Source organism: Burkholderia mycopellens, assembly GCF_964265025.1.
Taxonomy (GTDB): domain Bacteria; phylum Pseudomonadota; class Gammaproteobacteria; order Burkholderiales; family Burkholderiaceae; genus Burkholderia.
The window spans coordinates 3,157,393-3,171,386 of sequence record NZ_OZ183802.1 but is presented as its reverse complement, the minus strand read 5'-3'; the positions used below and the strand labels follow the sequence as shown (position 1 = coordinate 3,171,386).

Genomic DNA, 13,994 nt, shown 5'->3' with positions numbered 1-13,994 from the left:
AGTGTCTGCAGCCGTATCTGTCCGTGTGCTGTCGCTGTCCGAAATACTGGTGCCATCGAACCCGTGCGACCAGGAGGCCGCCATGCGCGAACTGCGACTTTATGTGATCGATGGCGACGAGCCGGCCGGTCGGTGGCGGATCGTCGATCGCACCGCACTGGAGGTGGCCGACGGCGAGGTCTGGCTGACGATCGAGGGCCGGCCCGACGATCACTGGCTCGGCGCCGGGGATTCGCTGATGCTTTCGCCCGGCATGCGCGTATGGGTCAGCGCGGGGTCGCAACGTGCGACGTTCGCGTTCGGTCCGCCCGAGGTGTCGGCGGGGCGCGCCGCGCAGGCCTGGTGGAGGCCGCTCGTCGCGCGGCGCGACGGCCGGCGTCATGCGCCCGCGTCGTTGCCGACGTAGCACGCCCGGGGCAGGATCAGCGTTCCGTCCATGCATTGTTCGAGCGCATGCGTGATCCAGCGGGCCGTGCAGTCGTGCAGAGATCCGCGAGTCCGGCTTTGGTACGTGCCGGTCGAGCGAACGTTCGACGCCGCCGCGCGAGCGTTTCGCGTCGGCACGGCAGCGTGCGAGCAGTCGCACCTTGTCCGCGTGATGGCAGCGGTGCCTGCTTGCGCGATTCGGTCGTGAGGGCAGCAACTCGCGGTGCAGATGTGCAGCGGCTCACGCCGGTCCCGAGGATGCTGGCAGGGTTCCCGCGCGCTGGCGGATGTGACGTCGGCCGCTTCTGCCGGAGCGCAGGGGGTACGACCATGCGTGATGCGCCGATTCGCGCAATCAGGATTGCTCGCGACTGTCGCGAATCCTAGACTCGATCTTGTCTTCCTCACCGCCCATTCCGCCATGACACCCGAACTCGCGTTGGCGCATCTGTGGCAGCTGGCACACGGCGACCCCGACGCGCTGGCCCGTGCGACCGTGACCGGACAGGACCCGACGTTGCCGTCGACCTTCCGGGTCGGCACGCTGGCTGTGGCGACGATCGCGGCAGCCGGGCTCGCGGCGGCCGAATGCCACCGGATTCGCACCGGCGTCGCGCAAACCGTCGGCGTGACGGTTCGCGACGCACTCATCGCGTTCCGCAGCGAACGCTACCTGCGCGTGGACGATGGCCCGCCGCCGGAGTTGCGTCATCCGGTGACGGGCTTCTTCGAGACGGGCGACGGACGCTGGATCCAGCTGCACGCGAACTTTCCGCATCACCTGAACGGCATTCTCGACGTACTCGGCTGCGGCGCGCAGCGGGACGATGTCGCCACGGCGATCCGCGCGCGGGAGGGCGCAGCACTCGATACCGTGCTGGCCGAGGCAGGGCTGTGCGCCGCATTGATCAGAACGCCTGACGAGTGGGCGTCACTCGAGCAGGCGCGCGCGATTGCATCGCTGCCGCTGTTCGAGATCGAGCGGATCGGCGACGCACCGGCCGAGCCGATCGGCCGCGGCGAAGCCGGCCAGCCGCTCGCGGGTGTGCGTGTGCTCGATCTCACGCGCATCATCGCGGGGCCGGTCGCGGGCCGCACGCTGGCGTCGCACGGCGCGCAGACGCTGCTCGTCAACGGCCCGCACCTGCCGAACATCGCGCCGCTCGTGATCGACAACGGGCGCGGCAAGCGTTCGACGTGGATCGACCTGCGCGATGCGGCGGACGTCGATGCGCTGCACGCGCTCGCACGCGGCGCGGATGTGTTCCTGCAGTCGTACCGGCCCGGCGCGCTTGCGGCGCGCGGCTTCGGGCCGCAAGCGCTGGCGGCGCGGCGGCCCGGCATCGTGTACGTGTCGATATCCGCGTACGGGCACGCGGGGCCGTGGGCGCAGCGGCGCGGCTTTGACAGCCTCGTGCAGTCGGCGAGCGGGATCGCGTGGCAGGAGCAACAGGCTGCGCACGCGGACGGGCCGCGCCACCTGCCGTGCCAGGCGCTCGATCACGCAACGGGTTATCTCGCGGCGTTCGGTGCGATGATCGCGCTCGCGCGCCGGGCGCGAGAAGGGGGAAGCTGGCACGTGCGGCTGTCGCTCGCGCAGACGGGACGCTGGCTGCAGTCGTTCGGCATCGTGCCGGACGGCCTGCAGGCACCCGATTTCGCGCGCACCGACGTGCGCGACCGGATCGAGCGCATCGCGTCGCCGTTCGGCACGCTCGCCGCGGTGCGGCCAGCCGAGCGGTTGTCGGCGACACCGCCGTCGCTAGCGCGCCCGCCCGTGCCGCTCGGCACCGACGATGCGTGCTGGCTGTGAGCGCCCGCGGTGCGGCCGGCGTTACTTGCGCAGCTCGACGACGAAGTCGTAGTAGTCGTTGCGGCAGTAGGTGTCGGTCAGTTCGATCGCGCGCTGGTCAGACGTATAGCCGATTCGTGTGATCAGCAGCAGCGCGTCGTGCGGTGCGATGCCCATCTGCTCGGCGATCTCGTCGGTCGCATTGACCGCGCGGAAATGCTGCAGCGCGCGCACGATCGGCGTGCCGCGTGCCTCGAGATAGCTGTACAGCGAACCGCCGATCGCCTGCGGATCGGGGATCAGCGTGGCGGGAAACGTCGAATTCTCGACGGCCATCACGATGCCGTCGGCGAGGCGCAGGCGCTTCAGGCGCGTGACCGATGCGGCCGGCGACAGCCCGAGCTGGATCACTTCGTCGCGGTTCGCCGGCTGGATCTCGCGCGCGAGCCATTGCGAGCTCGGCTTGAAGCCGCGCCGTTCGAGCATTTCGCTGAAGCTCGACAGCCGCGACAGCGGATCCTCGTAACGCGGCTGAATGAAGTTGCCTGCGCCCTGCGTGCGGCGAATCAGGCCTTGCTCGACGAGCAGCGCGATCGCCTTGCGCGCGGTGATGCGCGATACGCCGAGCGCATCGGACAGCACGCGCTCGGAGGGCAACGCCTCGCCGGCTGTCCAGCGATTGTCGTGGATCGCGTCGCCGAGCTTGCGGGCGAGCTGCAGGTAGAGCGGCGTGTCGTTGTCGGGGTCGGGGCGCAGGTCCTGCCAGCGGTCGTCCGTGGATGCCTTCATGGAGTGGGTATCGATCTGATTGCGGCCATTCTAAGTCATCGCGTGGCGCCGTTATAGCCGGTTTTTGCCGTGCAATAGGTGAATTGCGCGCGGATTGACTACACTGATGCGTCGTATTCCATGCCTGGGCCGCGGTGCGCGGCCACGCATCCGCAACGAGGAGCGCATGACAGACACGATCGCCACGGTTGTCCTGCCCGACGGCGAGACGATTCCCAAGCTTGGCCTGGGCACGTGGGAAATGGGCGAGCGGCCGGCCCGGCGCGCAGACGAGATCGCCGCGCTGCGCGAAGGCGTCGCGCTCGGGATGACGCTGGTCGATACGGCCGAGATGTACGGCGACGGCGCGACCGAGGAACTGGTCGGCGAGGCGCTCGCGGGCCTGCGCGACGACGTGTTCCTCGTCAGCAAGGTCTATCCGCACCACGCGGGCCGGCGCGATGTCGTCGCCGCATGCGAGGCGAGCCTCAAGCGCCTGCGTACCGATCGCCTCGACCTGTATCTGCTGCATTGGCGTGGCTCGGTGCCGCTCGAGGAGACGGTCGAAGGCTTCGAAGCGCTGCGGCGCGCGGGCAAGATTCGTCACTGGGGCGTCAGCAACTTCGATACGGCCGACATGGCCGAACTCGTCGATGAAGCCGGTGGCGGCGCGTGCGTGACCAACCAGATCCTCTACAACGTCGCGCGGCGCGGCCCGGAATTCGACCTGCTGCCGTGGCTCGCCGAGCACCGGATGCCGGCGATGGCGTACAGCCCGGTCGATCATGGGCGGCTGCCGAAGCGCTCTCCGCTCGACGAGATCGCGCGGCAGCGCGGGGTGTCGGTGATGCGTGTCGCGCTCGCGTGGGTGCTCGCGCAGCCGGGGGTTTTCGCGATCCCGAAGGCGTCGCGGCTCGAACACGTGCGCGACAACCGGGCCGCGCTCGACCTCGTGTTCAGCGATGACGAGCGCGCGCAGCTTGATGCGTACTTCCGTCCGCCACGCAGCAAGCGTGCGCTCGAGATGCTCTGACGACAACCGGCCGGGCAACGCAGCAGTTCAGCGGCTGCCTCCGGACGGCCCGCCGTTGCCGTGACCGCTGCCATTTCCGCTACCGGGGCTGCTGCTGCCACTGCCGCTCGCACCGGCGCCATGGCCACCAACGCGCCCGCCGGCGAAGACGTGCACCGCGCACGCAGCCGGATTGGCGGCGCACGGCGCAAGGTCGTCGACCAGCGTCATGATGAGGGCCGCGCTGGCAACTGCATCGGTCGCGGCGTCCGATGTCGCATCTCGTGCGACGGCATACGAGCATCAGCACGCGAACGCGGCGAGCAAGGTTGCGCGATAACGCCGTCCCGTCGTGCGGAACGGTTGCTTCGTCTTGAGCGTCATGGCCTCCCCCTGCGCGCGATGCCTCGTCGCCGCGCGGCCATCGACGTGTGATGCAGGAGGGGTGGTAAAGATTCGTAGTCCTGTCGGCATCCGCTTCGCCTTCGGGCGGGCGCCGGACGCCAGCCGCGAGGAGGGGAACGGCATGTGGGCCCGCCGTGCGAATCCCTATCCGCGAGATCCGTGCCGCCGGCCGCTGGTGTCCGCCGCGCAACGCGCACACAAGTGCGCGTCGCCGCATGCACCGTCAGCTTTGTTCCCGGAACGAAACGTCCGAGCCAAGTTCAGCGCGCAGGCGCATCGGCCGCGCGCTGCCAGCGGTGGAACAGGATCGACACGATCCAGCAGACGAGGAACAGTGCAACGATGCCGTAGCCGATCGAGCCGAAGCGTTCGCCGAGCGCATCGAGCGTGTCGCGCACGGGGCCCGTCAGCGACAGCTTGTCGGCCAGCAGGCCGGCTGCCTCGATCCCGCCGATTGCCAGCGCGACGGCCGCCGACACGAACGTGATGCTCGCGTTGTAGAGCAGCTTGCGCTGCGGATCGTCCATTGCCCAGCCGTACGCGTGGATCATCAGCACGTTGTCGGTCGAGTCGATCAGCGTCATGCCGGCGGTGAACAGCGCGGGAAACAGCATGACCGTATAGACCGGCAGCCCCTGGCTCGCCTGCGCGGCGGCGATCGCGAGCAGGCCGATTTCGGTTGCGGTATCGAAACCCAGCCCGAACAGCACGCCGACCGGATACATGTGCCAGCTCTTCGACACGAACCGGAACAGCGGACGCAGCAGCCGGGACACGAGCCCGGCAGGACGGTGCACATGCGCGGCGTCGTGCCTGTGCCCGTGCGTGCCGCGATAGCGCCGCCACACGTCGCGCAGGATCACCAGGTTCACGCACGCGAGCACGAGCAGGAAGATGGCCGACACCGCCGTGCCGATCGTGCCGCCGATCTCGCGGAATGCATCGAACCGGTCGCGCAGCGCGAACGCGGTCAGCGCGATGCCGAGCGTCGCGGCGATCACGATCGTCGAATGGCCGAGCGAGAAGAACAGGCCGACGCTCACCGGACGCTGGCCTTCCTGCATCAGCTTGCGCGTCGCCACGTCGATCGCGGCGATGTGATCGGCGTCGACCGCATGACGCAGCCCGAGACCGTAAGCGATCGCCGCGGTGCCGAGCAGCAGCGGATGATCGCGCAACACGGCGAGCGCCCACAGCCAGACGGCGGCATTCGCGGCGATCAGGCCGGCATAGAGGGTCAGCAGGCGGCGCAGGGCAGGGGTGGGCGGCATCGGGATGGTTCCATCTGACGAATCGCCATGCATTGTGGCACGCGAAAAAAGTTGCAGGGTGTGCCGATCAAAAAAGCCGCGTGCACGGCGCGCGCGGATGAAAAAAGGCCCGTCCGGGATCGGACGGGCCTTGCCTGCATGCGGCAGCGCGAGCGCGCCGCGCTTACTTCACTTTCGCGTTGATCACGCCTTCCGATACGTTGGCCGGCGTTTCCGCGTAGTGCTTGAACTCCATCGTGTAGGTCGCGCGGCCCTGCGTGGCCGAACGCAGCGACGTCGAATAGCCGAACATTTCCGCGAGCGGCACTTCGGCGCGCACGAGCTTGCCGCCGCCGCCCGCGATGTCCTCCATCCCCTGCACGATGCCGCGCCGGCTCGACAGGTCGCCCATCACGTTGCCCATGAAGTCCTCGGGCGTCTCGACCTCGACGGCCATCATCGGCTCGAGCAGCACGGGTTTCGCGCGGCGCATCGCTTCCTTGAACGCCATCGAGCCGGCCATCCGGAACGCGTTTTCGTTCGAGTCGACGTCGTGGTACGAGCCGAACGTCAGGTGCACCTTCACGTCGACGACCGGGTAGCCCGCGAGCACGCCGCTCTTCAGCGTTTCGGTGATGCCCTTGTCGACGGCCGGGATGAATTCGCGCGGAATCACGCCGCCCTTGATCTCGTCGAGGAACTCGTAGCCCTTGCCCGGGTTCGGCTCGAGCGTGATCACCGCGTGGCCGTACTGGCCGCGACCGCCCGACTGCTTGACAAACTTGCCCTCGACGTCGGACGCCGTCGTGCGCACCGTCTCGCGATATGCGACCTGCGGCTTGCCGACCGTCGCTTCGACGCCGAATTCGCGCTTCATCCGGTCGACCAGGATTTCGAGGTGAAGCTCGCCCATCCCCGAAATGATCGTCTGGCCGGACTCTTCGTCGGTCTGCACGCGGAACGACGGGTCTTCCTGTGCAAGGCGGTTCAGCGCGAGGCCCATCTTCTCCTGGTCGGCCTTCGTCTTCGGCTCGACGGCCTGCGAGATCACCGGCTCCGGGAATTCCATCTTCTCGAGGATGATCGGCTTGGTCGGATCGCACAGCGTGTCGCCGGTGGTCGCTTCCTTCAGGCCGACGGCCGCCGCGATGTCGCCCGCGCGCACTTCCTTGATTTCCTTGCGCTCGTTCGCGTGCATCTGCAGGATCCGGCCGAGCCGTTCCTTCTTGTCCTTGGTCGCGTTGAGCACCGTGTCGCCCGATTCGACGACGCCCGAATACACGCGGAAGAAGATCAGCTGGCCGACGAACGGGTCGGTCATGATCTTGAACGCGAGCGACGAGAACGGCTCGTCGTCGCTCGGATGGCGTTCCGCCGGCTTTTCCGGATCGGCGAAGTCGTGGCCAAGGATGGCCGGCACGTCGACGGGCGACGGCAGGTAGTCGATCACCGCGTCGAGCATCGCCTGCACGCCCTTGTTCTTGAACGCGCTGCCGCACAGCATCGGCACGATCTCGTTCGCGATCGTGCGTTTGCGCAGCGCGGCCTTGATCTCGTCCTCGGTCAGCGATTCATGGTCGTGCAGGTACTTCTCGAGCAGTTCCTCGCTCGCTTCCGCCGCGGCCTCGACCATCTTCTCGCGCCATTCGTGCGCGAGCTCGACGAGATTCGCGGGAATCTCCTCGTACGAGAACTTCACGCCCTGGCTTTCGTCGTCCCACACGATCGCCTTCATCTTCACGAGATCGACGACGCCCTGGAAATGATCTTCCGCGCCGACCGGAATCTGGATCGGCACGGCGACGCCCTTCAGGCGCTCGCCGATCTGCCGCTGCACGCGGAAGAAATCGGCGCCGACGCGGTCCATCTTGTTGACGAACGCGATACGCGGCACCTTGTACTTGTTGGCCTGGCGCCAGACGGTTTCGGACTGCGGCTGCACGCCGCCGACCGAGTCGTAGACCATGCACGCGCCGTCGAGCACGCGCATCGAGCGCTCGACTTCAATCGTGAAGTCGACGTGCCCGGGCGTGTCGATGATGTTGATCCGGTGCTCCGGATAGTTGCCGGCCATGCCCTTCCAGAAAGCCGTGGTCGCCGCTGACGTGATCGTGATGCCGCGTTCCTGCTCTTGCTCCATCCAGTCCATCGTGGCCGCGCCGTCGTGCACTTCACCGATCTTGTGGCTCACACCGGTGTAAAACAGGATGCGCTCGGTCGTCGTGGTTTTGCCGGCATCGATGTGAGCGCTGATCCCGATATTGCGATAGCGCTCGATGGGGGTTTTGCGGGGCACGTGAACCTCCTTGGGTTCGGATCGTAAGCGGGCCGGCGGTGCCGGCCCGGGTGGACAAGCGAGACTTAAAGCATAGCGCTTGCGCGTGGCTTTTGCAGATGCGGCCGGCAATGGCGGAATCAAGCCGGGTGCCACCGCCGGCGGTCGAAAAAAAAGCCGGCGCGCAACGGGCGGCCGGCTTCGGTCGGTGCGCGGCGCGACGCCGCGGCGATGGCCGTTACTGGGCCTGCGGCAGGCCTTCGAGCTTCATGCCGGGCTTGATGCCCTTTGCCGCGAACCAGCCCTTGCTCATTTCGAGCGCATAGACGCCGTTGTTGCGCGGGCAGTGGTTGTCGGTCGTCTCGGCCTTCATCTCGTCGATGTCGGTGATCGTGCCGTCCGCGCGGATGAACGCGATCGACAGAGGGATCAGCGTGTTCTTCATCCAGAAGCAGTGCACCGCGTTCTCGTTGAACACGAACAGCATGCCTTCGTTCGGCGCGAGTTGCGATCGGTACATCAGCCCTTGTTCCCGATCGGGGTCGTTTGCAGCGACGGCCGCGTCGATCACGTACATGCCGGCGCGCAGCTTCACGCGCGGGAATTCGCTCGGCTGCTTGGCGCCGGGCGGCATTTGCGCGCTGGCGGCCTGCATGCCGAGCGCCATGACGGCGAGCGCGGCGGGAAACACGGCGGCGCGCGCAAGGCGGCCGAGCGACGAACGCAGGGAGAATTGCACAGCAAGGCTCCTATCTGGAAAACAAGACCCGCATGGTACGCGATGCGCGCCGGCGGGCACAAAAAGAAAAAGGCAGATCGCCTTGCGGTGATCTGCCTTTCAACGCCGTAAGAACGGCAAGACTGCGTGTTCTTGACTGCGTTATTACAGCAAGCTTACTTAGTTCGAAGCAGCTGCCGGTGCTGCTGCGTCGCTTGCTGCAGCCTTCTTCGATGCCTTGTGGTGCTTCTTAGCTGCGTGGTGCTTCTTAGCAGCGTGCTTAGCCGGTGCCGAAGCAGCTTCAGCAGCAGCCGGAGCAGCTTCCGGAGCCGATGCTTGTGCGAAAGCAGCCGTTGCGAAGAGGCCAGCGACCAGAGCGGCGATCAGTTTGTTCATGTTGTGTTCCTCAGCTTTAGTTAATTAACCAAATGACCCGGCAATAGGAGTCATGTCGTCTAACGGTGCCATCCACCTTTCGGTTGACAGACGCTTCGAGAAATTTCTCATTGCGCTGCGGGCGCCGAATCGTATTCGATAAAAACGTCGCTTTCGTGACGCAAACACGGCTTCGGCTGCCAATGCCGGATAGCTAAGGTTGGCATCTGCGTGGTTTAACGCGCGATCTTCGCAGGCGGTTGACGAAAAAGATGACGAAAATTTGCCCGTCCCGAATTCGTCATCCGGCGGTCGCGAAACCGTCCCACGGCGCGCGCGGCGGCAGCGCGATTGTTTCTCCCGGTGCAATGCCGAGTGTGAATATATCCAGCGCGCCGACGCCGACGCGCACCAGGCGCAACGTCGGGAAGCCGACGGCCGCCGTCATTCTGCGCACCTGCCGGTTCTTGCCCTCGGTGATCGCAAGCTCGATCCACGTCGTCGGGATCGCGGCGCGGTAGCGGATCGGCGGATTGCGCGGCCACAGCGTGTCGGGCGGTTCGATGAATTCGGCGCGGCACGGGCGCGTCACATAGTCGCCGAGGTCGACGCCGCGCGCGAGCGCCTTCAGGTCCGCGGGCCCGGGCGCGCCCTCGACCTGCGCCCAGTAGCGCTTGACGAGCTTGTGGCGGGGCTCGGCGATACGCGCCTGCAGCGCGCCGTCGTCGGTGAGCAGCAGCAGCCCCTCGCTGTCCGCGTCCAGCCGGCCGGCCGCGTAGACGCCGGGCGTTTTTACCCAGTCGCCGAGCGATGGGCGCGTCTCGTGCGCGGAAAACTGGCAAATCGTGCCGAACGGCTTGTTGAGGGCGATCAGGTTCATGGCGGGGCGTCCGTCCGGCGCGCAGCGGGACGCGGCGGCGGGCAGTCTATGGCAAATGGCGGAATCTTAATGCATAATACGGAACGGCAAGTCCTCTGTCTTATATAAGACATAAGTGGGGTCTTGATACGCGGTGCCGCGCTTCGTGCCGAAGTGCCCGGTTGGGGCGCTAGAATAGCGGCTCGCTGTTGCCGTCACGGGGTGGCCATGCCGCGCCCCCGCCGCGCGCGCAGCTTCGACCAGCATCACCTGCTCAGCCACGTCACTGGAGTCGATCATGCCGTATCAGCACATCAAGGTTCCGGAAGGCGGTGACAAGATCACCGTCAACAAGGACTACTCGCTCAACGTTTCCGATCAGCCGATCATTCCCTATATCGAAGGCGACGGTACGGGCTTCGATATCACCCCGGTCATGATCAAGGTCGTCGACGCGGCGGTCGCGCATGCCTACAAGGGCAAGCGCAAGATCCACTGGATGGAGATTTTCGCGGGCGAGAAGGCGACGAAGGTGTACGGTCCGGACGTGTGGCTCCCGGACGAAACGCTGCAGGTGCTCAAGGAATACGTGGTGTCGATCAAGGGGCCGCTCACGACCCCGGTCGGCGGCGGCATCCGTTCGCTGAACGTCGCGCTGCGCCAGGAACTCGACCTGTACGTGTGCCTGCGCCCGGTGCAGTACTTCAAGGGCGTGCCGTCGCCGGTGCGCGAGCCGCAAAAGATCGACATGGTGATCTTCCGCGAGAACTCGGAAGACATCTACGCGGGCATCGAATGGGCCGCGGGCTCCGAGCAGGCGAAGAAGGTGATCAAGTTCCTGCAGGACGAGATGGGCGTGAAGAAGATCCGCTTCCCGGAAACCTCGGGGATCGGTGTCAAGCCGGTGTCGACCGAAGGCACCGAGCGTCTCGTGCGCAAGGCGATCCAGTACGCGATCGACAACGATCGCAAGTCGGTCACGCTGGTGCACAAGGGCAACATCATGAAGTTCACGGAAGGCCTGTTCCGTGATGCCGGCTACGCGCTTGCACAGAAGGAATTCGGCGGCGAGCTGATCGACGGCGGCCCGTGGATGCGCGTGAAGAACCCGAAGACGGGCAACGAGATCGTGATCAAGGATTCGATCGCCGATGCGTTCCTGCAGCAGATCCTGCTGCGCCCGGCCGAATACGACGTGATCGCCACGCTGAACCTGAACGGCGACTACATCTCCGACGCGCTGGCCGCGCAGGTCGGCGGCATCGGGATCGCGCCGGGTGCGAACCTGTCGGATTCGGTCGCGATGTTCGAAGCGACGCACGGCACCGCGCCGAAGTACGCGGGCAAGGATTACGTGAACCCCGGTTCCGAGATCCTGTCGGCGGAAATGATGCTGCGCCACCTGGGCTGGACGGAAGCCGCCGACACGATCATCGCCGCGATGGAGAAGTCGATCCTGCAGAAGCGCGTCACGTACGACTTCGCGCGCCTGATGGAAGGTGCGACGCAGGTGTCGTGCTCGGGCTTCGGTGAAGTGCTGATCGAGAACATGTAAGTCCCCTTCCGGGGTGGGCCGGCGCGTGTCCGGCCGCCCCGGCGCCTACTGCCGGCGCCGGAGCGTTTCGTGGATGGCAGGTTTGTTGGCAGGGCGGTCCGGCATGCGGGCCGCGGCGCCGCGATGCGGTCCGGAGCCCCTGCAAGGTAGAACATGACGGCCCTCGCAACACCACCGCCCGGCTGAGCCGGCGCGCCCCTTTCGCGACCGACCCGGTCGCTCCCCGCCGGTTACCGCCGGCGTCTCAGTCCAACAATCACGTAGCAATGCTTTGACCACCATGTCCACTTCGCCCAAGATCATCTACACCCTCACTGACGAAGCGCCCGCGCTCGCGACCTATTCGCTGCTGCCGATCGTCAAGGCCTTCACGCGCTCGTCCGGCGTCGCCGTCGAGACGCGCGACATCTCGCTCGCCGGCCGCATCATCGCGGCATTCGCAGACGCCCTGCCGCCCGAGCAGAAGGGTTCCGACGATCTGGCCGAACTGGGCCAGCTCACGCTGAAGCCGGAAGCGAACATCATCAAGCTGCCGAACATCAGCGCATCGGTGCCGCAGCTCAAGGCCGCGATCGCCGAACTGCAGGCGCAGGGCTACCAGCTGCCGGCCTACCCGGAAGATCCGTCGACGGACGAAGAGAAGGCGGTCAAGGCCCGCTACGACAAGATCAAGGGCAGCGCGGTGAACCCGGTGCTGCGCGAAGGCAACTCCGACCGCCGCGCGCCGCTGTCGGTCAAGAATTACGCACGCAAGCATCCGCACAAGATGGGCGCGTGGCAGGCCACGTCGAAGGCGCACGTCGCGCACATGAGCGAAGGCGACTTCTACGGCAGCGAGAAATCGGCGCTGATCGCCGAGGCCGGCAGCGTGAAGATCGAACTCACGACAACCGACGGCGCGAAGAAGGTGCTGAAGGAAAAGACGGCCGTGAAGGCCGGTGAAGTGATCGACGCATCGGTGATGAGCCGCAATGCGCTGCGCAACTTCATCGACGCGCAGATCGCCGATGCGAAGGCGCAGGACGTGCTGTTCTCGGTGCACCTGAAGGCGACCATGATGAAGGTCTCCGATCCGATCCTGTTCGGTCATTTCGTATCGGTGTTCTACCGCGACGCACTCGCGAAGCACGCGGACGTGCTGGCGCAGGTCGGTTTCAACCCGAACAACGGGATCGGCGATCTGTACGCGCGCCTGAAGGACCTGCCGGCCGACACGCGCGAAGCGATCGAAGCCGACGTCAAGGCCGAATACGCGGTGCGCCCGCGTCTCGCGATGGTCAACTCGGACAAGGGCATCACGAACCTGCACGTGCCGAGCGACGTGATCGTCGACGCGTCGATGCCGGCGATGATCCGCGAATCGGGCTGCATGTGGGGCCCGGACGGTGAGCTGTACGACGCGAAGGCCGTGATTCCGGACCGCTGCTACGCGGGCGTCTACCAGGCCGTGATCGAGGATTGCAAGCAGCACGGTGCGTTTGACCCGGTCACGATGGGCAGCGTGCCGAACGTCGGCCTGATGGCGCAGGCGGCTGAAGAATACGGTTCGCACGACAAGACGTTCCAGATCCCGGCGGACGGCGTCGTGCGCGTGATCGACGAAGCGGGCAACGTGCTGCTCGAGCACGCGGTCGAGTCGGGCGACATCTGGCGCATGTGCCAGACCAAGGACGCGCCGGTGCAGGATTGGGTCAAGCTCGCGGTGAACCGCGCCCGCGCGACCGGCGCGCCGGCCGTGTTCTGGCTCGACCCGGCGCGTGCGCACGACGCGCAGATCATCGCGAAGGTCGAACGCTACCTGAAGGATCACGACACGAACGGCCTCGACATCCGCATCATGACGCCGGTCGACGCGACGCGTTTCTCGCTCGAGCGCATCCGCGCGGGCAAGGACACGATCTCGGTCACCGGCAACGTGCTGCGCGACTACCTGACCGACCTGTTCCCGATCATGGAACTCGGCACCAGCGCGAAGATGCTGTCGATCGTGCCGCTGATGGCCGGCGGCGGGATGTTCGAAACGGGTGCGGGCGGTTCCGCGCCGAAGCACGTGCAGCAGTTCGTCGAGGAAGGTTTCCTGCGCTGGGATTCGCTCGGCGAATTCCTCGCGCTGGCTGCTTCGCTCGAACACCTCGGCAACGCATACCAGAACCCGAAGGCGGTCGTGCTCGCGAAGACGCTCGACCAGGCGACCGGCAAGTTCCTGGACGAGAACAAGTCGCCCGCGCGCAAGGTCGGCGGCCTCGACAACCGCGGCAGCCATTTCTACCTGTGCCTGTATTGGGCGCAGGCGCTGGCCGAGCAGACCGACGACGCGGCGCTGAAGGCGCAGTTCGACGGCGTGGCGAAGGCGCTGTCCGACAGCGAAGCGCGCATTCTGGAAGAGCTGGCTGCTGCGCAAGGCAAGGCGCAAGCCATCGGCGGCTACTACCGTCCGAACGTTGACCTGACGAGCCAGGCAATGCGCCCGAGCGCGACGCTGAACGCCATCGTCGACGCGGTCGCCTGACGCAGGCCGCGCGATTGCGCGGATCGATGCGGGTGCCGGCGTGGCGGGCA

Annotated in this window: 11 protein-coding genes; 5 read left to right on the top strand and 6 right to left on the bottom strand. The window is 66.4% G+C overall.

The window, feature by feature from the left end:
- Positions 1-82 precede the first annotated feature (82 nt).
- Positions 83-406, top strand: coding sequence for a DUF2917 domain-containing protein (locus ACPTTC_RS14755; protein ID WP_423392899.1), 324 nt, complete (start codon positions 83-85; stop codon positions 404-406).
- A gap of 441 nt (positions 407-847) precedes the next feature.
- Positions 848-2,239, top strand: a complete 1,392-nt coding sequence (locus ACPTTC_RS14750; protein WP_423392898.1) for a CoA transferase — start codon at positions 848-850, stop codon at positions 2,237-2,239.
- A gap of 21 nt (positions 2,240-2,260) precedes the next feature.
- Here the strand turns inward: ACPTTC_RS14750 and ACPTTC_RS14745 are convergent, their stop codons facing one another.
- Positions 2,261-3,007, bottom strand: coding sequence for a GntR family transcriptional regulator (locus ACPTTC_RS14745; protein ID WP_011352976.1), 747 nt, complete (start codon positions 3,005-3,007; stop codon positions 2,261-2,263).
- Between the two features lie 166 nt (positions 3,008-3,173).
- On the opposite strand from ACPTTC_RS14745, the gene ACPTTC_RS14740 reads away from it, so the two are divergent.
- The gene (locus ACPTTC_RS14740; RefSeq protein ID WP_423392897.1) at positions 3,174-4,019 is read left to right on the top strand and encodes an aldo/keto reductase; all 846 of its coding nucleotides are present in this window, start codon (positions 3,174-3,176) and stop codon (positions 4,017-4,019) included.
- Positions 4,020-4,663: 644 nt separating this feature from the next.
- Here the strand turns inward: ACPTTC_RS14740 and ACPTTC_RS14735 are convergent.
- From ACPTTC_RS14735 to ACPTTC_RS14715, 5 genes are all read right to left on the bottom strand, one after another.
- Complete coding sequence (locus tag ACPTTC_RS14735) at positions 4,664-5,674, bottom strand: HoxN/HupN/NixA family nickel/cobalt transporter (RefSeq protein ID WP_423392896.1); 1,011 nt, start codon at positions 5,672-5,674, stop codon at positions 4,664-4,666.
- A gap of 163 nt (positions 5,675-5,837) precedes the next feature.
- Positions 5,838-7,949 (bottom strand): elongation factor G, encoded by a 2,112-nt coding sequence (gene fusA / locus ACPTTC_RS14730; RefSeq protein ID WP_175950945.1) that lies wholly within the window; start codon positions 7,947-7,949, stop codon positions 5,838-5,840.
- 217 nt (positions 7,950-8,166) lie between these two features.
- Positions 8,167-8,667, bottom strand: coding sequence for a DUF192 domain-containing protein (locus ACPTTC_RS14725; RefSeq protein ID WP_175950946.1), 501 nt, complete (start codon positions 8,665-8,667; stop codon positions 8,167-8,169).
- Between the two features lie 159 nt (positions 8,668-8,826).
- Positions 8,827-9,042: a hypothetical protein gene (locus ACPTTC_RS14720; protein WP_011352970.1), complete on the bottom strand. Its 216-nt coding sequence runs from the start codon at positions 9,040-9,042 to the stop codon at positions 8,827-8,829.
- Between the two features lie 280 nt (positions 9,043-9,322).
- A complete protein-coding gene (locus tag ACPTTC_RS14715) occupies positions 9,323-9,901 on the bottom strand; it encodes a pseudouridine synthase (protein ID WP_423392895.1) in 579 nt (192 codons plus the stop codon).
- Between the two features lie 277 nt (positions 9,902-10,178).
- On the opposite strand from ACPTTC_RS14715, the gene icd reads away from it, so the two are divergent.
- Both icd and ACPTTC_RS14705 read left to right on the top strand, forming a co-directional pair.
- Positions 10,179-11,435, top strand: coding sequence for an NADP-dependent isocitrate dehydrogenase (gene icd, locus ACPTTC_RS14710; RefSeq protein ID WP_006754594.1), 1,257 nt, complete (start codon positions 10,179-10,181; stop codon positions 11,433-11,435).
- A 280-nt stretch (positions 11,436-11,715) separates the two neighbouring features.
- Positions 11,716-13,944 carry an NADP-dependent isocitrate dehydrogenase gene (locus ACPTTC_RS14705; RefSeq protein ID WP_423392894.1) on the top strand — a complete coding sequence of 743 codons (2,229 nt, stop codon included), beginning with the start codon at positions 11,716-11,718 and terminating at the stop codon, positions 13,942-13,944.
- Positions 13,945-13,994 lie beyond the last annotated feature (50 nt).

Excerpts from the sequence above, each read along its gene's own strand:
- icd (WP_006754594.1), top strand. The coding sequence starts at position 10,179 with ATGCCGTATCAGCACATCAAGGTTCCGGAAGGCGGTGACAAGATCACC.
- ACPTTC_RS14745 (WP_011352976.1), bottom strand. The coding sequence starts at position 3,007 with ATGAAGGCATCCACGGACGACCGCTGGCAGGACCTGCGCCCCGACCCC.
- ACPTTC_RS14735 (WP_423392896.1), bottom strand. The coding sequence starts at position 5,674 with ATGCCGCCCACCCCTGCCCTGCGCCGCCTGCTGACCCTCTATGCCGGC.
- ACPTTC_RS14755 (WP_423392899.1), top strand. The coding sequence starts at position 83 with ATGCGCGAACTGCGACTTTATGTGATCGATGGCGACGAGCCGGCCGGT.
- ACPTTC_RS14740 (WP_423392897.1), top strand. The coding sequence starts at position 3,174 with ATGACAGACACGATCGCCACGGTTGTCCTGCCCGACGGCGAGACGATT.
- ACPTTC_RS14715 (WP_423392895.1), bottom strand. The coding sequence starts at position 9,901 with ATGAACCTGATCGCCCTCAACAAGCCGTTCGGCACGATTTGCCAGTTT.
- ACPTTC_RS14720 (WP_011352970.1), bottom strand. The coding sequence starts at position 9,042 with ATGAACAAACTGATCGCCGCTCTGGTCGCTGGCCTCTTCGCAACGGCT.
- ACPTTC_RS14705 (WP_423392894.1), top strand. The coding sequence starts at position 11,716 with ATGTCCACTTCGCCCAAGATCATCTACACCCTCACTGACGAAGCGCCC.
- ACPTTC_RS14750 (WP_423392898.1), top strand. The coding sequence starts at position 848 with ATGACACCCGAACTCGCGTTGGCGCATCTGTGGCAGCTGGCACACGGC.